This window comes from Fervidicoccus fontis Kam940 (assembly GCF_000258425.1).
Taxonomy (GTDB): Archaea; Thermoproteota; Thermoprotei_A; order Sulfolobales; family Fervidicoccaceae; genus Fervidicoccus; species Fervidicoccus fontis.
Genome location: NC_017461.1, coordinates 711,631 through 731,287, shown reverse-complemented (window position 1 = coordinate 731,287; position 19,657 = coordinate 711,631). Strand labels below are relative to the sequence as shown.

Sequence of the window (19,657 nt, the reverse complement as noted above, 5' to 3'; positions counted from 1 at the left end):
ACCTTTCAATATTGCTTTATATTGATGTGAAATTTGAAAGCTTAAAAGAAATACCTACAAAGGCAATTATTAATTTATTTTATTTCAGAATAAATATTTTTAGCTTCTAATAGGTTTTTTAAAGCTTCAGTCAATTCGTCAATTTTCAACCTCTTCTGCTCCCATGTATCTCTGAACCTTATAGTTATTGTACTATCTTCTAAGCTCTGATAGTCTACCGTAACTGCAAATGGAACTCCTATTTCATCTGCTCTCGCATATCTTCTTCCTATGCTTCCAGAATCATCATATAATGCCATGAAGCCACTCATTTTTAAGCTTTCATATATGCTTTTCGCCAGAGCTTCTATCTTTTCGTCATTAACTAGCGGAAAGACTGCAACCTTTACGGGTGAGAGACTAGGCTTCAGAGAAAGTATGTACCTGTCCTCCTTTTGCTTGAGAGAGTATTCCATCACTACGTATAAGAGCCTCTCGACGCCAAATGAAGGCTCCACGACATGCGGTATGAATCTCTTTCCAGTTATCTTTTCCTCCTCTTCAACCATATTAACCATTTCTTTTGTTATCTTCTTTCCTTTGATTGTGATGAATCCATTTTTCTCAAGAGTTTCTTTCAACTCTTTCGGATCTAAAGAATTCAACGCAGAGATCACATCTTCGCTCTCGCTTTTGAATGCCTTTCCGACTGCGGCTTTGTTAATCATTATCTTTAGACTTTTTTCTATATGTGGTGTTTGGTATTGTTTAAATATCGAAAGGTCCTCTTTGCTATATATAGAGTGCCTAGAAAGGTCATAGTCTCCTCTGTATGCGTGACCCGATACCTCAATCCATCCCCACCTTTCAGTTTTAACTAGCTGATCAAATGTCTGCTTTGAATAGTGAGCCCTTTCTTCTGGTAATTTTTCTTCGAAATATTGATTTTCATACGGTATTCCCAAAGAATAGAGGAATTCTTGTGAAACGTACATCCAATATGCTAGCCATGGCGTTTTTATCAGCCCAGTTTCTAAAGCTTCTTTTATTGTAAAAATCTTTGGCTCTCTTTCTCCCATTCTTTTTGCATCTTCTGTAAGTATCCTAAGCTTCTTATCGTAAACTTTTTTGAGCGCATCTTCTGCACCAGGATCTTCCGGATCGAAGAAGAACTCTATCTCCATTATAGTGAACTCTCTAAGCCTTAGCATGCCTTGCCTAGGACTTATTTCGTTTCTTCCAACTCTTCCTATTTGGGCTATTCCGAGAGGAAGTCTTTCTCTCATAGTAGTGAAGACTCTTTTAAAGGATAAGAACATTCCTTGTGCTAGCTCAGGTCTAAAGTACCCCACATCTCCTGTATATGGCCCTATTTGTGTTTTAAAGAGTAAATTGAAGAGGGAAACCTCTCCGAGGACTCCTCCGCAATATGGGCATCGCAAATCATTGTTTCTTATAATTTCCGTGAGCTCTTTCGGACTTTTTCCTTCAGCCTTTACTCCAAGTTTTTCTTCAATGAGGTGATCTGCCCTGTAAATTCTATGACAGGATGTGCATGAGACTATAGGATCTGTGAAGCTTTCAATATGCCCGCTTGCCTTATAAACAGCTTCAGGACCTATGATGGGAGCTTCTATTTCGACGATCATTTCTTGATGCGGCAAGATAAAATGCCTTTTCCATTCGCAAATAATATTATTTTTCAGGAGTATTCCATAAGGACCCAAGTCATAGAAGCCGGCAACTCCGCCATAAATCTCATAAGACTGCCAGAAAAACCCTCTTCTTTTGCCAATCTCAAATATTTTGTCAGGCAAGCTCAACTATCACACCCCATCATCTCTTTTAATGCAGGTTTTCAACTGAAAGCGATGTTTTAACCAAATATTAAAATCAGTATAGAATTTAGCTATTTTTCCAAATTTTTAAAGATATGCTTTTAATTAAATTCTAGCAAAATTATCCTACTATATTAGTTTAATTATTTTTTCTAATAGATTGATTAAATTTAAGATAATATCAATGCCTCCCTTAGTTAAGCATATAAGTGGAATTTCAGCTATAAAAGCAAGGTATCCTTCAGGATCTATGGCAACCTTAATACCATAGAGCTCAAAGTTCTTTGCTGATATATTTTTGTAGTCTCCTTCATAAGCGTAGTCGGTCAAAAGAGATATGCGCACGTATCCAGAGATACTATCTATCTCCAAAGCGAACGAATATTCCACATCTTCATGAATGCACTTAAATAACAAAACATTATTGCTTTCAGCCTTAGTTTTGCAACCTTCAGACCTTAACATGGATTCAATTGTTTGAAGCAAAACTCTATAACTCAATTTGGCATTCCCTGCAAGCGCCTGCTAAAATATAATAGCAACTTTTCATAAATATTTTTGATCCTTCATTTTCAATTTTATGGTGAACCTAGTTGGAGAAAATAAATGAAGTCATTATTGATTATAAAGGCTCTATTTTTAAAACTTTGAAAAGAGAGGATGGTAGATTCTACTGTCCAATTTGCGGAGCTGGTGAAAACGCCCCAATCTTCTTTACGGAAAGTGACCTTATAAGACATATCTGCAACCACGATCAAATAAAAAAGGCTTTAGCAAAAAAGAAAAAGGAGTGAGGAGAAAGGAATGATAAAAATAGATCTAAAATCTATCCCAAAAAATCAAGAAGAGTTGGCTAGAAGAATAGACCATACAGTTTTGAAAATAGATGAAAAAAAGAACGGAATTATTAGAGGGTTGGAAGAAGCAGAAAAATACTCTTTTAGAAGCTTGGTCATCCCTCTATGCTATGTTAAGGAGTTCTCATCTCTTTCTAAAGTTCCAATATCTGCAGTAATAAGCTTTCCATTCGGTCAAGATCCTTTGGAAATTAAACAGAAACAAATTGAACTTGCCTTCTCCAATGGAGCTAAAGAGGTTGACGTTGTGATCAATGTAATGTCCTATATATCAGGTGACAAAAGTTACGTTGAGAATGAAATAAAAAAGCTTTCTGATCTTACTCATGAGCTTGGGGGAAAAGTTAAGTTTATAATTGAAACCGGATATTTGGACAATGCTGGGATAGCTGAGCTTTCTAAAATGATAGAAAAAAGTAATGGTGACTACATAAAGACATCAACAGGTTTTGGACCTAGAGGTGTAAATATAGATGACATACTTGTAATCAGATCTGCTGTAAGCAGAGAGCAGAAAATCAAAGCTTCAGGAGGAATCAGAAGCGGCATTCAAGCTCTGCTTCTGCTCGCTTTTGGTGCAAATATTTTAGGAGCAAGTCAAAGCGTTAAAATTGTAAATGAATATCCTCAGGCTTTACGCATGTTTGAAAGTGTATATAATGAATGAAAATAAAGAAAATTACGTAAAAAAGCTTTCGTTTATTATAGACGATATCTTAGCTAATAACATTGAGAAAAAATGTGAAATATGCGGAAAAAAGGAGAGAAAAAATAAATGCAGAATTTGCGGAAGAGAGGTCTGTAATGATTGCTATAATAAGGAAAAAGGAATGTGCATAGTTTGCTCGGAAACACTATGTGAAATTTGCAAAAGGAGGAATGCTGTTGAAAGATGCCAAATTTGCGGAAAGCTTGTTTGTCCGGACTGTATGGTTAGGATAGATAAGAGCAGGGTTGTATGCAGGGATTGCTATGAAAAATTAGGATTAGATGGTGTACGCAGAATTATTGAAGATAAGGCTATAAGCGAAAATTTAAAAATGAAGAAATTTTTTCAAGAATTTTGTGAAAAATGAAAAAATGTTACTAAAGGAAATAATCTCTCAAAGAAGAATAATAATTAATTTAGAATAAATCATTATTATAATTATTATAACTGTATATACTTCTTTTTTATTTTCCTTTAGTACAAGAATTATTAATGGTTTGCGAGATAAGTTGAGGTGGAGCAATTGACGGTAGAAACAATCTCCCTAACAGCGTCAGTTAGAGACAAAATCATTATTAAAAATGTGAGCTTAAAGTGCAACAATGGCGAAGTCCTTGCTATAATGGGTCCAAATGGAAGCGGAAAGACCTCTTTAGCAAACGTGATAATGGGTCATCCGAGGTATGAAGTAATCAGCGGTAAAATTTACATAAATGGGGAAGATGTTACAAATTTGAGTGCGCATGAGAGAAGCTTGAGGGGGCTTATGTTACTGTTTCAATCTCCTCCAGAAATACCGGGAGTAAGGCTTAGCAATATAATACTTAGCTCATACAACAAAAAAATTGGAAAAGAAGTCGAGCTTCTTAAAGTGCATAGACCTGAAGTAATAAAAGAGATGAATGAGGCTACAAGTGAAGTAGGGCTTTCCACAGATTTTCTATACAGGGAGTTGAATGTAGGATTCAGCGGAGGAGAGAGAAAGAGGGCTGAGCTTCTTCAAGCACTAGTGCTTAAACCTATAAACATCATAATGGACGAGCCTGATAGTGGATTGGATGTAGACGGACTTAAGATAGTATCTAATATCATAAAAAGAATGAAAGAAGAGGATAGAGCCGTGATCCTCATAACCCATTATACGAGACTTTTCAAATATGTAGAGCCTGAAAAGGTTATGTTGCTTTTCAATGGAGAGAAAATAGCTGAAGGTGGAAGCGAACTTGCAAAACAAGTTGACGAGTTGGGATATAAAAAATTTGCGGAAAAGCTTGGCATTACTGCAGGTGATTTAAATGAGTGAGGATTTAAGCAGAGAAGAAATTAGAAGAAAAATTTCTATGCTGACAGAACAGAGAGGATTGGAAAATAATTCAGTAAAGTATTCGTTCCAAATTAAAGGAGAGTTGGAAGAGAGCATTATCGAAGAAATTAGTCAATTAAAAAATGAGCCTGAGTGGATGCTGAGGCTGAGGAAAAAAGCTTTTGAATGGTATAAAAAGCTTCCAACACCAAATTGGCTCCTTGGAGTAGAGGAACTTACAATAGACGAGCTCACGCATTATTTAAAGCCTGATGTTAACCTAGCTAAAAGCTGGGAGGAGTTACCGGAAAATATTAGGAAAATGTATGAAGTCCTTAATATCCCTGAGGTAGAGGCTAGGGCTCTTTCTGGGTTGAGCTTGCATTTAGAAAGCGATACAATTTATCTTAAAACTAAGAAGGCATTAGAAGAAAAAGGAGTTATAATGATCCCTATGGAAGAAGCTGTTAAAAAATATCCAGATATAGTTAAAAGTTATTTTTCCAAAGTTTTTCCGTTTACTGAGCATAAGTTTATTGCTCTTCACTATGCACTTTGGAGCAGCGGAGTGTTTGTGTACGTGCCAAAAAATGTGAAGATAAGGCAACCTATTGAGGCTTTTTTCGTAATATCTCAGGCTCTTGAAGGACAGTATGAGCATACCCTCATAGTTTTAGATGAAAACAGCTATATCGAGTTTATTGAGGGCTGTTCAGCACCAATGTACAAAACGTACAGTTTTCATGATGGCGCTGTCGAAATCTATGCGCATAAAAACAGCCATATAAAATTCACAACCCTTCAAAATTGGAGTGAAAATGTTATCAATTTCAATAACAAAAGAGCGATTGCTGAGGAAGGTGCAGAAGTCGACTGGTTAGAGGGAAGCGTTGGAAGCAAAGTTACTTATGTTTATCCTAGTACCATACTAAAAGGTGACAATTCTAAAACTACTATTTATACCATAACTCTTTCAAAGGGAAATAAGATTAAAGATGCTGGCGCAAAGGTAATTATGAATGGAAAGAATACAGCGGCCAAAATAGTCAATAAAAGTATAAGTGCCGATGGTGGTATAAACATCTACAGAGGGCTGATTAGGATAAATAAAGGGGCAATAAATTCAAGGGCTACAAGCAGCTGTGAAAGTTTAATTCTTGATGAAAAAAGTAAAGCTTATACATATCCTCACAATCAGGTTCTAGAAGATACTGCATTTGTAAATCATGAGGCTAAAACTGGAAAGATAAATGAGGATCAGTTGTTTTACTTAGAAAGCAGAGGCCTAAGGGAAAATGAGGCTAAAAGCATTATAGTATTAGGATATCTAGAAAACGTACTAGTTAATTTGCCTTTCGAAATGGCTTCAGTTCTTAACTCTGTAATACAGCTTGAATTTTCCAGCATTGGAGGGAAAGGATAGATGGCGTCTTCTGAATTAGAATTAGAAAAGATGCCCTATCAGAAGTTCAAGGACAGTCCTACTATCAAATACTATACTGATTGGGCTACTTTTGATGAATTGTTAGGGTACATGCCAGAGGGAACAGTAGGATGGATTGACATAGGTACGTTGAAAAAATCCCCTACAATATTGCTAAAGCCGGACGGCTTTGAGTATAGCGGAATAAACGATATAGGAGTTGAGAAATTTTCAAGAAATGCATTGAAGCTGTACGACTTAAGTGAAGGCAAAGTGTATGCCAAGCACTTCTTAAGAATAGATAAGTATATTTCACTGCTCATAAAAGAGGGCGAAAAGCGCAATGTAAAATTAGCAATTATTCCGCCTAAAAAAGGATCATCATCTCATCATCTTTCAATAAAATTAGAAAGAAGTGCATCGTTAAATCTTGAGGTTATATATGCTCCGATTTCTGAGTCATCTCTTTCAAGCTTTACTTTGGAAATTGATGGAGAGGGAGAAAACAAGATAAAAATACTAAATTTGGTTAAAGCCCCAAACAATAGTCCGTTCTTTTATGAGACAAGAATTCTTGGAAGAGGTAAAGATGATATAAGCGTAAGGACTGCTACAAGTGGAGGCATCATCCACAACAGAGCCGACATAGTTATCTTAGGAAGCATGTCTAAAGCTAATATAAAGGCTCTATCATTAGTCACAAACAACAACAGAGCAGATCTTACAACTAATATTCTAAATGACTCTTCTCAAGGCATAGCGGAAATACTTGTAAGAGGAATTAATGCGGGCGGAGAGATAGTTCACAGAGGCACATTAAAGGCAGAAACTAATTCTATCGAAAGCGAAAATAAGCTAAGAAGCTATCTAATAAAAACATCGAAAAATTCAATAAACCACTCTGTTCCAATACTGGAAATAACCACTAATTTAATAAAGACTGCAGAGCACAGTACTGACATATCCGACATTCCAGAGGACATCCTGTTCTATTTGTCAAGCAGAGGGCTAAAAAGAGAGGAGGCAGTTTTTCTTCTAACGCAATCAATGCTCATTGATATGGTGGAGGATCTGTTTGAAAATTCAAACGAAGCTATAGAATGGTCAAATAACTTCTTAAAAAACATTCGTTTGTAACTTACTTGAGTTTTTCTTTATTGCTAGCTTTTACTCCTTAAACGTTACAAGATTAGTAAGCTAATTGCAAGTCCTATTAAAAACAATAAACCAAATTCTAATGTTATTTTTGCTAACAAGGGATCCGCATTGCTAGGTACTTTCTCTTTAAAATTCTTTATAGTTTTTAGCGCTCTGTATAAGCTTGCAAGTGAAATTATGACCCATACCGGAAAAATTTTCATAAAAACAAGGATCAATGTTAAAATGTAAGGAAGAGTTAATTCACATTCAAGAAGAATTAATGAGAGCTTTTTCCCAATCCTTACCGATAAAGTTTTCGCTCCCCTTGATAGATCGAAGTCTATATCTCTAGTATTATTTGCAGTTAATACAGCGGCAACGAGAAACCCATACGGTATCGAAAAAATTGCTGGTCTAAAGGTTAAGTCACCTGTAATTATCGCATAGCTTCCGATAGAAAAAAGAAAGCCATATGCAATGAATGCTTCAAGCTCACCTAATGAGAGATATTTTAACGCAAACTTTGAACCTGTGTACATGAAGCTTAGAAAAGGACCAATTATTCCAAAAATTATACCCCAAATATTGCCCCAAAATATATATATAAGAATTCCGAGCAAAACACCTACAATAGCGGATAATGAAGCATATATAAAAATTCCTTGTGAACTAATACTATTAGAAAGGATTGGATGCTTTCTATAAATGTTGGTTGGTGCTTCTTTTATGTCTACTCCTCTTTTATAATCATAATAATCATTCCAAAGATTAGCAGAAGCATGAAAGAGTATACCTCCCAGGATAACGATCAACGATTTTAATAAAATATCGGGCGAAAAACCTTTTAAAAGCGCATAGAATACTCCGAAAGATATAGCAATAATCGTCATAGGAAAGGACCAAGGCCTTGCATAAGTAAATAACTCTCTAGCTTTAGTCAAGGTTCATCCTCCTTCTAGTAAAAATATCTAGGAATTTTATAATTTTTTGGACAAAAAGAAATTTTTCAACAAAAAGTTAGAACAAAACAAAGTATTCAATATATAATCAAAATATCTCCTTTTGGGGAACGGATGGAAGACTATAGCTTTATATTCTATATTTTTGTTTGACATGAACACGTAAAAAGCATATATGCATTTATGAATTACTATAATTTAAAAATCAGTGGAGGTTCACATCTTCATCGGAAAATCCTCCGCTGCTATTTTCACATCATTTTTTATATTCATATTTTATTGGGTTTCTAAAAATTTCTTTACTGCACCTTCTAACTCACTTAAAGAGATAGTATATTGTACATTGGTTTTTCTTTCCCTTAAAATTATAGTATTAGTTTCCTCCTCTCTTTCTCCATAGATAAAAACCAGTGGAACCCACTTCATCCCCCATTTTCGTAATTTGCTACCAATCTTTTCATTGCTGAGATCTAGATACACCCTTTTAAGGCCTATCGATTCTAGCAGTCTTTTTACTTCTATTATCTTTTCTTCATTTACGTTTCCAACCTTAAGAATTACGCTTTGATATGGTGAAAATAGCATAGGTAAATATGGACTTAGTGCTTTCTTTTCCTCGAGTTCTATTAATCTATCTAGTATAAGGGAAAAGAGGCTTCCGTTGAAGAAAGGGAAATATCTATTATTAATGATTGTTGCTACTGGTATTGAGTCCACATTTTCACTTCTGTAAAAAGCAATGCCCTCCTCATTTTCAAGTTTCAAATTCTTAATGTTATTCCTAATAATAGAAAAGTCTATATCCATTGTGCAGTCAAAGATCTCGTTGTTTCCTGGCAATATTTTCGCTTTGAAAAAACTTCTGCTTCCTTCTTTTAAAGTGACTCCATTCAGGGTTTCATAAAATTCGTTTTCAGCTTTGAGCATACAGAACTCTTTAACTAAGCTGTCCCAAGGTTCTTTTATGTTAAATCCATTGGAATAAACCTCAAAGCCAAACCTCTTGAGATAGTCGTTGACAAGCTTATCATATGAGTTTTTTGATAGCTTAATTTGAAGCGATACCGCAGAAGAGAACTCTCTTGACAGTTCTGCAAGAGGATGTCCAAAGGACGAAAGCTCAAATTCCTTATACCAGCCGAAAGGAGCTCTAGCCACTTCCAGTTTTTTATCTTTTAACCTTTCGCTAAGCTCATCTAAAATTTTTATAGACTGGTCAGGCTTTTCTAAATTGCTAGATAAGTGAGCATATGGATAAATGATAATGCTATTAGCATTGACTTTTTTTGCATGTTCGGCTATAGATTCTGTCGCATTTTCTATTACCTTTTCGTCGTCTCCTCTTTCTACACTTATAAAAGCAACAAGGACATTTTCTTTGCTAAGTTCGTGTATGGGTGTCTCATCTTTCTTCTGTAGCGCTTCCGAAACTGTTCTAAAAGAAAACTTTTTCGCATGAATCTGCAAAATCCTCATATTTTCTCCCACTTCAAATTGAATGAAAATCTTCTTTAGTTTTTTGAGGAGGTGGAGGTGCCATTGGAAGAGGTGGAGGGACTTGCAACTCCCTTGAGATCAAAATTAAAGTTCCCATAAGATGAGGAAGTACTAATCCGGCAACAAAGTTAGCTCTTTCTTCATTGCTCTTTTTTGTAAATATTTCTTTTATTTCATCTTGGTTTTGTGCTTGTATTCTAACTTTTCCGGTAATAACTATATTTACTACCATAGGATCCGAGAGGAGGGAGATCCTAAATTCATAAGCTCCAATGCCAGTATGAGGATCCTCGCTTATTTTTGTTACGTTGAGCTGTGTATTATATCTCATCATAGGCGGTGGGATTTCAGATACTTTTTCTGCGCTAATTCTTTCCGTGCTAATTTGAACCATCGGCACTTAAGTTCACCATTATGATTTATATGAATTAACTAAAATAATATATCCTTTTTACAATTGAAGATTTCACTATTTTATAGTGGATTTGATATTTAAATATCTTTAAGACGTTATATGCAGTGAGGGATCCCTAACATTAACTATTTTAGCTAAACACGAAGTTTAGTCCATAGCCCAAAAAAGTAAATCTCATAAAAAACTAATGTGGGATTTCGATCTTCCCCACTTATCTGCAAGTGAAAGATGCAAGCCCAAATAGATGAGAAAAATTTATGCCCATTTCTCTAAAATGAATCCAAAATTTGAATAAGGTAATATGGATAGGAGAATGAACATATAGTGATTATATTACAGTTTAAATCATAAAAATATCTGCTTGCTTAATCAATTATATAGATTTGGATGTTTTTTATATATCAATAATATTTCTCCGATATACTTTTTAAAAGACAATTTTAAATATAAACGGTAAAAATATCTTTAAGCTAATAATAAAAAAAATCCATTATATTGAAAACCATACAATAGGTAGGAAGCATGGAGAGAAGTTATGAAGAAGGCTTAATTGCAATATTAACAGACTTTGGGGATATCGACAATTATGTCGCAGTAATGAAAGCGGTAATAATGAAGGAAAATAGAAGGGTAAAAACATTAGATATTTCTAATAATGTCCTCCCGTTTTCTATTATTAGTGGTTCATATCTTCTTTACACTTCCTATAAATATTTCCCCAGTGGAACGGTCTTCTTAGCAGTAATCGATCCAGGGGTAGGAAGTGATAGGAAGGCTTTAATAGTAAAAGCAGGAGACTGGTTTTTTGTTGGTCCGGATAATGGGATATTTTGGCCTATTATAGAGGAGAATTTCTCTCAAGCAGAAGCCTATTCAATCTCTATTGAAAAGAGCGACCTGCGTAACATATCTTCTACATTTCACGGCAGAGATGTGTTTGCGCCAATAGCGGCTAGGCTTGCTAAAAACGGGGATCCTGGATTTTTCGGTGATCCGCTCAATTTGGAATCCCTTTCTAAGCTTAGCCTTATTAAGATGCAAAAGGACGGTGCTTATATCTGTTTTGAGATTATTCACAAGGACGTTTTTGGAAATGTAGTTCTCTCTTCTAAGGGAAAGATCCTCAGCATTATGGGAAAAGACGTAGAAGTGCTGAAGAAAAGCGATAACAAGAAATATATTTTTAAGAATGTTCCTACTTTTAGCTTATTAGAAGAAAATGAACTTGCAATTTATGAAAACAGCTTTGGATTCCTGGAGCTTGCAAAGAACAAGGGTAATTTATTCGCAGATTATGGATTTAAAATTGGTGAAAAGGTTTGTTTGAAGAAATAAAGGAGCGCTACAATAGAATATTATTTCCAGGAAGGTTTCAACCACTTCACTATGGACATATAGAAGTTATAAAATGGATGCTAAATTTTGGCGATGAAATAATAATTGCAATTGGTAGCGCGCAAAAAAGCCATATGGTCGATAATCCGTTTACTGCAGGAGAGAGGATGGTTATGATAAGAGAGGCATTAAAGGAAGAAGGCTTCGATCTGAGCAAATTCTATATAGTGCCTGTGCCCGATATAGAGTATAACAGCATATGGATTTCTTACCTAGAATCCCTCTTACCTCCTTTTGATGCTGTATGCTCTAGAAATCCCCTTGTCATAAGACTTGCTAAAGAAGAAAGATATGATGTTCTAGTTCCTCCATTCTTTCTTAGGTCAGAATATAGTGGCAAGAAAATTAGGAAAAAAATGCTCAGTGGAGAGAAATGGGAAAGCTATGTTCCTCCTTCAGTAGCGAGAATCATAAAGCAAATCAGCGGCATTCAAAGGCTTATCGATTCATCGCTTAGTGACGAATTAGAATGATTTTTTAATTCGTTTCTGAATGTTAAAATGACGCCTATTGTTATTAAAGCTATTCCAATTACTTGAAGAAGCGATGGACTCTCCTTATTTGAGAAGCATTGGATGATAAAAGTCAAAATTGGAACAATATAGCTTAAAACTGTAGCTTTGCTTGCCGACCATATAGAAAGGACTCTGTTCCAAGAAAGAAATTGAATCGCTCCTCCAATTGTTGCGAACCAAATAACATCAGCGAACACATTGTCATCAGCCCCTGCTTTAATGATAGGCTGATATAAAGGGAGTACAGCGAGGGAGAACAACGAACAAATAAGGAAAACTGATGAATTAAGAACAAATACATCAAAGGTTCTCAGTTTTCTATAAAGAACGCTATAATAAGCCCATGCAAATGCATTTATAAAAGAAAGAACAGTTCCGTATAATGTGAAACCTTTCATTAAGTTATAACTGTAAGCTATATAGCCCAAAAAAGCCACAAGTACTCCATATATTTCTCCGCTTTTTTCGTTCAAAATCCTTCTTCCAATTAATGATGCAATTAATGGCATAGAATAGCTTAAAACTAGTGAATCTGCTGGAGAAAGATATATGAGGCTATATAGCCACAACGTTGTACTCAAAAAGACGAAAAAAGAAAGAACTGCTATATTTTTGTTTAAAATGATCTTCTTCGAAAACAGTATTGTAAATAAGAGCATGATGATGAATCTGATAAAAAGGGAAAAACCAATGCTAAAATATTCCAGAAGATCTTTTACGAAAAAATTCAGTGGGACGCTCCCGATCACATATATTAAAAAGAAAACCAAAGCTTTTCCTTCTTCCTTCATTTACAAGACCTCATTGGAGTTAGCATGTTGAACCAAAAATCTCAATTAATATTATCCTAATTTCTTCTTTAGGATAATTAATTCCTTCCTGCAGGATCATAGGATTCCAGTACATATCCATGAATGCATTCTTTCAATTGAAATACATAAGAATGGTCAAAGAACCTCTCCAGATCTTTTCTCTAAGCCGTCAGTCTTTCATCTTTTCCATAGGTTCGATCATTAACAAAGCATTTGCTATTTCAATATTTATCATCCTTATCATCAAAGCAAAAATATATTATGTGAAGCTGTGAACTTTTTATTCCTATCTCAAAGAAATAAGGGTTTTTGTTTGTTGAAAAATTTGACTCTTCCTCGCAGTGAAAGGCTAGGGCCTTCAGTGTAAATTAGTTGGAATACAGTTAATTTAATATTTTAAGTTAAGATAAAATTCTTGATAAATATTATCTATGAGGTCGAAAAATGACCGTTCTCAATATGCTTTTTGATAGTATAGAAGACATTTTTAAAGCAATACTTAATCATCCATTTTTGAAAGAGCTTTCCGAAGGATCGTTAAATGAAGAAGTTTTCAGGGAATACATAATTCAAGATTACATTTATCTAACTAATTACTCGAAAGCTCTATCTCTACTTTCATCGAAAATGCCAAAGGAAGAGTGGCAGAAGACATTTATTGAAGATGCTATTGGAGTATATGAAGTGGAAAAGGCTATGCAGGAGAGCTTTTTCTCATTTTGGAATATCGATAGAAAGAAACTAGAGGAAGTGAGACCGAATCAAGTTACGTTGGCATATTCGAATCATCTAATATCGACTATCGTTTTAGAAGATTATCCTATAGGTATATCATCAGTTCTGCCTTGTTATTGGATTTATTTAGAGGTCGGGAAAAAACTCGCAGAGGAATCTTCTCCAAATCCGCTTTATAAAAAGTGGATAGAAACTTATTCAATTAACATAAAATATGAAAATATAGTTAACAGAATACTCAAAATAGCTGAGGAAACTTTTTCAGAACTTGATGAAAAAGCTTTGAAGAAAGTTAAGAGGACATTTAGGCTCAGCACTATATACGAATATATGTTTTTCGATGCTGTCTATAAGAGGAATGATTTTCCGTTTGAATTTTAGCGAAAAAAATATTTTCGGACTACTATTTATTTATACTAGGAAAAAGAGTATTCGATCAATTATAAGTTAATAAAAGGGAGAGTATTTTGGTACCCAAATCTCAAAAAACTTCTGAAAGTGAAGATTTGGAGGAAGAAAAGAAAAAAGATGAAGAAAAGGACGAATCAGAAATAAATGCTATAAAAACTTTAACCGATCTGCCTGGTATAGGCCCTGCAACTGCTACCAAGCTGATCGAAGCAGGATATGGAACTCTTGAAGCAATAGCAGTTGCAACACCACAGGAAATAAGCGCTGCGGTAGGAATACCAATTAACACAGCACAGAGGGCTATAAAAGCTGCAAGGGATGCACTAGAAATAAGATTTAAGACAGCGTTAGAGCTTAAAAAGGAAAGGCAAAGTGTAGGGAAGATAACGACCGGAAGTAAATCTCTTGATGACCTTCTTGGAGGAGGAGTAGAAACAAGAACCATGACCGAATTTTTCGGCGAATTTGGAACTGGAAAGTGCTTTTCTCCTGAAACTGAGGTAATAATAGAAGACTTTGGAAGTGTGAAAAAAATAGATATAGAAAGCTTTTATGAAATGAAGGCGTCCGAAGGAAAAGAGCTAATGTATGACGGTGGATTCATGGTTCCACTTTTAAACAAAAATAAAGTCATTACTTTTTCGGGCAACAGAATGGAGTTAAGCGAAGCAGAGTACATATATAAACAAAAAGTCGAAAAGCTTGTAGAGATAAAACTTTCCAACGGCGAAAAAATAGAGGTTACTTTAAGTCACCCCTTCTTGGTAAGTAGCAAAGGAAAACTTGTTTGGAAGAAAAGCTATACGCTAAAGGAAGGAGATGAAGTGCCAGTATTTGAAACTTCAGGAGTATTATCTCAAAAATCTAATGAGAGATTTAATATAGAAAAAATTGTTGAAAAGAAATTAGTGAATAGAAAAGGATTTGTATATGACTTAGTTGTTCCTGGCACTCACAACTTCCTTTCAGCATCTGGGCTTATTCTTCATAACACGCAAATTAGCCACCAATTATCAGTGAACGTCCAGCTTCCACCTGATAAGGGAGGGCTTTCAGGCAGGGCGGTATATATAGATAGCGAGGGAACGTTTAGGTGGGAGAGAATAGAAGCGATGGCAAGAGCGTTAGGGCTAAATCCAGATGAAGTTATGGAAAACATATTTTATATAAGAGCGGTAAATAGTGACCATCAAATGGCAGTAGTTGAAGAAGTTACAAAAATGATCCAGGAAAAAGGTATAAAATTGGTAGTAGTGGATTCTATAACAGGTCACTTCAGGGCAGAATATCCTGGAAGAGAAAACTTAGCGTCGAGGCAGCAGAAGCTAAATAGACATCTTCACCAACTTATGAGAATTGCTGAGATTTATAATATAGCTGTTGTTATCACTAATCAGGTAATGGCAAGACCTGATGTCTTTTACGGAGACCCTACTCAAGCAGTAGGGGGGCACGTACTCTATCATGCTCCTGGCGTAAGAGTTCAGCTTAGAAAGAGCAGAGGTAATAAGAGGATCGCTAAAGTCGTTGATGCTCCTCATCTTCCAGAGGGAGAAGTAGTGTTCTCAATTACAGAATATGGAATCAGAGATGCTGAAGAATAATAACTTTTCTCAATCAAAAACTAGCTCATGAGTATGGAATAGAAAAAATTCAGCGATATCAATATCTTTTGCAAAAACAAGTTGTGACATGTAAAAAATTTCTAGGCTGAAAATTTCACGCTTTGTTAAAAGTTAATAACCTTTGATAAATTAAATCTATAAAATGATATGTATTATAATTTTAAGTTTTACAAGAAGTATAATTTTCATGGATTGTTATATTTATTTTAAAATAAGGTGATTCGTTTGCCAGTCAAAGTAAGGAAAATCAATGAATATAAATGGGTAATAGATAAAGGAGAAAAAACTTGTATGAAAGTTCCTGCTGTTATTTTCGCCGATGAGTTTCTTCTTTCGAAAATGCAGGAAGATTTAACTTTAGAACAGGCAGCCAATGTAGCCTGCCTTAATGGCATAGTTGATGCAAGCTATGTGATGCCTGACGGACACCAGGGTTATGGTTTTCCTATAGGCGGAGTTGCAGGAATGGATATAGAGGAAAATGGTGTTATTAGTCCCGGCGGCGTCGGTTATGACATAAACTGCCTAACTCCTGACATGAAAGTTCTTGATAGTTATGGTGCATGGAGATATATCAAAGAATTAAAAATTGGAGATAAGGTTTTGGTCAATAATGGTCGTTCTAGAGATGCGGAAGTTGTTTTTTGGTTCTATAGGAAAGAAGAGAAAATCTATATAATTAAAACAAAAACGGGAAGAATCATAAAGGCTAGTCATGATCATCCAATATTGACAGATAGGGGAATGATTCTCGCAAAAGATCTTCAGAAAGGGATGAGAATAGCTACATATCCGTTTAGTGGAGTTAGGTATGAGGCTCCAGCAAAGAAGTTACTATTAGATAGAAAAGACTTAGAAGAAAACATTGCAAAAGAGTTAGAAAAAAGAGGGCTTTTACCTCTATATACAGACAATCCGAAGTTGCCTTTGATTATAAAACTGCTTGGATACTTCACTGGAGATGGAACATTTGATGGAAAGAAGACATGGTTCTACGGAAGTGAAGAAGGTCTGGAAGAGATTAGAAAAGATATCGAACTTCTCGGATATAAACCTTCAAATATAAAAACAAGAAGAAGAGCTTCAGAATACAATGGCAGGACAATCAAAGGGAAGGAAAACTCTGTATATGTTTCTGCAAAGAGCTTCAGGAAATTGCTTGAGAAATTGGGAGCGCCTATTGGAAAGAAGACCCATGTTCCTTTTACCGTTCCTAGTTGGATAAAAGAACTACCTCTATGGATGAAGAGATTGTACCTTGCAGCTTATTTTGGCGCAGAAATGAATAAGCCACAAACCATTAATGGATATAAATTTGAGCATCCTTTTGTTTCAGTAAACAAGCTTAAAGAATTAGAGAAGAATGCGGAGGAATTTCTTAAAGATATTGCATCAATGCTTGAAGAGTTTGGAATAAAAACACTTGGAATGAGTAGGGAGGATCTTGGGGATAAAGTGAGGATCAAATTACTGGTATCAACAAAGCCTAAATTTTTGATTAGGCTTTGGACAAGAGTAGGCTATATTTACAATCCTAGAAGACAAAGATTGGCTATTGCAGCGGCATCTTGGCTAAGATTGAAGATTAATGTACTCAAAGAAAAAGCATCAGTTGCAGAAAAAGCTGCATCAATGCATGTTAAGGGCCAATCAGCAGGAGCTCTTTTTATTATGCTTTCTCAAGAGTCTAAATGGATAAACAAAAAATATGTTGAAAGAGCAATATATGATGGAATTACTGTCCCGAGAGTCTCTTATAACTTTCCAAGATTTGAGGACTGGATTAAAGATAATTTGCAAGGAGATATAGTATATGATATGATAGAAGACATTAAAATAAAGACCTATGATGGCTATGTTTATGATATTACTGTCAATGATGATGCGCACAATTTCGTTGCGAATGGGATAATAGTATCAAACTGCGGCGTTAGACTGCTTAGAACTGAGCTTGATGAAAAAGATGTGAGGTCGAAAATAAAGGAACTAGTTGATACTATTGCAAGAAATGTCCCAAGCGGGTTAGGAAGTGAGGGAAAAATAAAGGTTACTCCAACAATACTCGATGAAGTACTCAATAGAGGAGTTGAATGGGCTGTTGAACATGGATTTGGAAGAAGCGAGGATCCTGAACATATAGAAGAAAGAGGTAGCTGGTCTATAGCGGACTCATCTAAAGTTTCATCGAGAGCAAAAAGCAGAGGGGCACCGGAGCTTGGTAGCTTAGGAAGTGGAAATCATTTTCTTGAGGTTCAGGTTGTGGAAAAAATTTTTGACAGAAAAATAGCTGAGTTCTTAGGAATAACACATGAAGGACAGGTTACTGTTATGATTCACACGGGGAGCAGAGGACTCGGTCATCAGGTTGCGAGTGATTATCTTCAAATAATGGAGAAAGTAATGAGGAAGTACGGTACGGTCCCTCCTGATAGAGAGCTTGCTAGCATACCTTTTAATTCTCCAGAAGCGCAAGATTATGTTAAAGCTATGGCTGCGGCAGCAAATTATGCCTGGACTAACAGGCAACTGATAACTCATTGGGTTAGGGAAAGCTTTAAGGAAGTATTTAAAACAGATGATGATAAATTAGGTTTAGAAATAATCTATGATGTTGCTCACAACATTGCGAAAATTGAAGAGCACGAAGTAAATGGAAAAAGGAAGAGGTTGGTAGTGCATAGAAAAGGAGCAACGAGGGCTTTTCCCCCAGGACATCCGGACATTCCTAAGGATCATAAAAACATAGGACAAGTAGTTCTTATTCCGGGATCTATGGGGACTGCAAGTTATGTTCTTGTTGGTACAAATGAAGGAAAAAGGACGTGGTTTACAGCTCCACATGGAGCAGGAAGGTGGATGAGCAGATCGAGAGCTCTCAAAAATTATACGGCAGATCAGCTGATCAGCGAGTTGAGTAAAAAGGGCATATATGTCAAGGCATCGTCAAAAGGCGTCCTTATAGAAGAGGCTCCAAGTGCTTATAAAGATGTAGACAGAGTAGCTCTTGTAGCTGATAAAGTCGGTATTGGAAAACTGGTACTTAAATTAAGGCCAATTGGTGTAACTAAAGGATGAGGTGGTTTTTATGAAAGATGGCAGAGAAGAGCTATTGAAGGAAAAAATAATGGATGAACCTCCAACAGATGAGCAAATCAAATCATTTAAAACGCTCATAAGTTATTATTCGCAGATACACGGATTCATGGCAGGTCATTTGTCGAAAGCGGCAGAGATATTGAGTGAAGGTAGGAAAGAAAGCGAGTTGAGGTTCCTTTCATTTACAGGAAATTTAGTATCGACTGGATTGAGAGGTCTGTTTGCAAAGCTAATAAGAGACGGGCACTTCAACGTAGTTGTTACAACTGCTGGAACATTAGATCATGATATTGCCAAGGCCTTAGGTCCAGGATACTTTAAGGGAGGTTTTGAATACGATGATTCAATGCTTTACGAATACAACATTCATAGGCTCGGAAACGTATTTGTTCCATTTGAAAGCTATGGTGAAGTAGTTGAAAAAGCGGTTAAAGAATTTATGGAAGAGAAGAAAGGAAAAACTCTTGCCGTATATGAAGCTTTATGGAGCATTGGGGAAAAAATAGAAGATAAAAACTCTATATTAAGGGCTGCATATGAAAGAAAAGTTCCAATAATAGTGCCTGGAATGTATGATGGCAGTTTTGGAACTAATGCACTAATCTATGGAAGAATATACAACGTAAAACTGGACTTATCATTAGATGAAAAGCTTCTAGAAGATATGACGTTCGAGTCGCAGGACAAAAAAAGCTTGGCATTAATTATTGGTGGAGGTATAAGCAAGCATCATGTTATATGGTGGAACCAGTTCAAAAATGGGCTGGACTACGCTATATATTTAACAACTGCCGTAGAATATGATGGAAGTCTAAGTGGAGCGCAGACGAGAGAGGCAATCTCATGGGGTAAATTGAAATCTAAATCAAAACATATAGTAGTCTACGGCGATGCGACAATAACTCTCCCAATCCTTGCTTCAGCGCTATATTGATATAGGATTAAATT

General features: G+C 35.7%; 17 protein-coding genes and 3 pseudogenes. 14 read left to right on the top strand and 6 right to left on the bottom strand.

Annotated elements, in window-relative coordinates; genetic code table 11:
* Nucleotides 1-74: 74 nt before the first annotated feature.
* The gene (glyS, locus tag FFONT_RS03795) at nt 75-1,802 is read right to left on the bottom strand and encodes a glycine--tRNA ligase (protein ID WP_014557908.1); all 1,728 of its coding nucleotides are present in this window, start codon (nt 1,800-1,802) and stop codon (nt 75-77) included.
* 144 nt (nt 1,803-1,946) lie between these two features.
* Nucleotides 1,947-2,318 carry a hypothetical protein gene (locus FFONT_RS03790; RefSeq protein WP_148683622.1) on the bottom strand — a complete coding sequence of 124 codons (372 nt, stop codon included), beginning with the start codon at nt 2,316-2,318 and terminating at the stop codon, nt 1,947-1,949.
* A gap of 92 nt (nt 2,319-2,410) precedes the next feature.
* Between FFONT_RS03790 and FFONT_RS03785 the strand changes: the two genes are divergently transcribed.
* The 6 genes from FFONT_RS03785 (at nt 2,411) to FFONT_RS03760 (ending at nt 7,246) form a co-directional block, all read left to right on the top strand.
* Entirely contained in the window at nt 2,411-2,611 is a 201-nt protein-coding gene (locus FFONT_RS03785; RefSeq protein WP_014557906.1) for a hypothetical protein, read from the top strand.
* A 10-nt stretch (nt 2,612-2,621) separates the two neighbouring features.
* The gene (gene deoC / locus FFONT_RS03780) at nt 2,622-3,341 is read left to right on the top strand and encodes a deoxyribose-phosphate aldolase (protein WP_014557905.1); all 720 of its coding nucleotides are present in this window, start codon (nt 2,622-2,624) and stop codon (nt 3,339-3,341) included.
* Nucleotides 3,334-3,750, top strand: coding sequence for a hypothetical protein (locus tag FFONT_RS07095; protein WP_014557904.1), 417 nt, complete (start codon nt 3,334-3,336; stop codon nt 3,748-3,750). The genes deoC and FFONT_RS07095 overlap by 8 nt, the downstream gene beginning before the upstream one ends.
* A 147-nt stretch (nt 3,751-3,897) precedes the next feature.
* On the top strand, nt 3,898-4,686 hold the full coding sequence (gene sufC, locus FFONT_RS03770; RefSeq protein ID WP_014557903.1) for a Fe-S cluster assembly ATPase SufC: 789 nt from the start codon (nt 3,898-3,900) through the stop codon (nt 4,684-4,686).
* Nucleotides 4,679-6,109 (top strand): Fe-S cluster assembly protein SufB, encoded by a 1,431-nt coding sequence (gene sufB, locus FFONT_RS03765; protein ID WP_014557902.1) that lies wholly within the window; start codon nt 4,679-4,681, stop codon nt 6,107-6,109. The genes sufC and sufB overlap by 8 nt, the downstream gene beginning before the upstream one ends.
* On the top strand, nt 6,110-7,246 hold the full coding sequence (locus FFONT_RS03760; RefSeq protein ID WP_014557901.1) for a SufD family Fe-S cluster assembly protein: 1,137 nt from the start codon (nt 6,110-6,112) through the stop codon (nt 7,244-7,246).
* Nucleotides 7,247-7,290: 44 nt separating this feature from the next.
* Here the strand turns inward: FFONT_RS03760 and FFONT_RS03755 are convergent, their stop codons facing one another.
* From FFONT_RS03755 to FFONT_RS03745, 3 genes are all read right to left on the bottom strand, one after another.
* The gene (locus FFONT_RS03755) at nt 7,291-8,190 is read right to left on the bottom strand and encodes a prenyltransferase (protein ID WP_148683620.1); all 900 of its coding nucleotides are present in this window, start codon (nt 8,188-8,190) and stop codon (nt 7,291-7,293) included.
* Between the two features lie 294 nt (nt 8,191-8,484).
* Nucleotides 8,485-9,684, bottom strand: a complete 1,200-nt coding sequence (locus tag FFONT_RS03750; RefSeq protein ID WP_148683619.1) for a threonyl-tRNA synthetase editing domain-containing protein — start codon at nt 9,682-9,684, stop codon at nt 8,485-8,487.
* Between the two features lie 13 nt (nt 9,685-9,697).
* The gene (locus FFONT_RS03745) at nt 9,698-10,105 is read right to left on the bottom strand and encodes a hypothetical protein (protein ID WP_148683618.1); all 408 of its coding nucleotides are present in this window, start codon (nt 10,103-10,105) and stop codon (nt 9,698-9,700) included.
* A gap of 537 nt (nt 10,106-10,642) precedes the next feature.
* Here FFONT_RS03745 and FFONT_RS03740 point away from each other — a divergent pair.
* Both FFONT_RS03740 and FFONT_RS03735 read left to right on the top strand, forming a co-directional pair.
* Nucleotides 10,643-11,455 carry an SAM hydrolase/SAM-dependent halogenase family protein gene (locus tag FFONT_RS03740; protein WP_014557897.1) on the top strand — a complete coding sequence of 271 codons (813 nt, stop codon included), beginning with the start codon at nt 10,643-10,645 and terminating at the stop codon, nt 11,453-11,455.
* 17 nt (nt 11,456-11,472) lie between these two features.
* The gene (locus tag FFONT_RS03735; protein ID WP_148683839.1) at nt 11,473-11,988 is read left to right on the top strand and encodes a nicotinamide-nucleotide adenylyltransferase; all 516 of its coding nucleotides are present in this window, start codon (nt 11,473-11,475) and stop codon (nt 11,986-11,988) included.
* On the opposite strand, the gene FFONT_RS03730 is transcribed toward FFONT_RS03735, so the two are convergent.
* Nucleotides 11,946-12,821, bottom strand: coding sequence for a DMT family transporter (locus FFONT_RS03730; RefSeq protein ID WP_014557895.1), 876 nt, complete (start codon nt 12,819-12,821; stop codon nt 11,946-11,948). The two genes, FFONT_RS03735 and FFONT_RS03730, sit on opposite strands and share 43 nt — an antisense overlap.
* A 465-nt stretch (nt 12,822-13,286) precedes the next feature.
* Between FFONT_RS03730 and tenA the strand changes: the two genes are divergently transcribed.
* The 6 genes and pseudogenes from tenA to FFONT_RS03710 all read left to right on the top strand — a co-directional run bounded on the left by tenA (nt 13,287) and on the right by FFONT_RS03710 (nt 19,643).
* Entirely contained in the window at nt 13,287-13,958 is a 672-nt protein-coding gene (gene tenA / locus FFONT_RS03725; protein ID WP_014557893.1) for a thiaminase II, read from the top strand.
* 125 nt (nt 13,959-14,083) lie between these two features.
* Nucleotides 14,084-14,467, top strand: a pseudogene (locus FFONT_RS07310) (helix-hairpin-helix domain-containing protein); the annotation flags it as partial.
* A 12-nt stretch (nt 14,468-14,479) separates the two neighbouring features.
* Nucleotides 14,480-14,974: pseudogene (locus tag FFONT_RS07305) on the top strand (Hint domain-containing protein); the annotation flags it as partial.
* Between the two features lie 6 nt (nt 14,975-14,980).
* Nucleotides 14,981-15,592 (top strand): annotated as a pseudogene (gene radA / locus FFONT_RS07300) (DNA repair and recombination protein RadA); the annotation flags it as partial.
* 246 nt (nt 15,593-15,838) lie between these two features.
* Complete coding sequence (locus FFONT_RS03715; RefSeq protein ID WP_014557891.1) at nt 15,839-18,688, top strand: RtcB family protein; 2,850 nt, start codon at nt 15,839-15,841, stop codon at nt 18,686-18,688.
* Between the two features lie 10 nt (nt 18,689-18,698).
* Nucleotides 18,699-19,643, top strand: coding sequence for a deoxyhypusine synthase (locus FFONT_RS03710; protein ID WP_014557890.1), 945 nt, complete (start codon nt 18,699-18,701; stop codon nt 19,641-19,643).
* Nucleotides 19,644-19,657 lie beyond the last annotated feature (14 nt).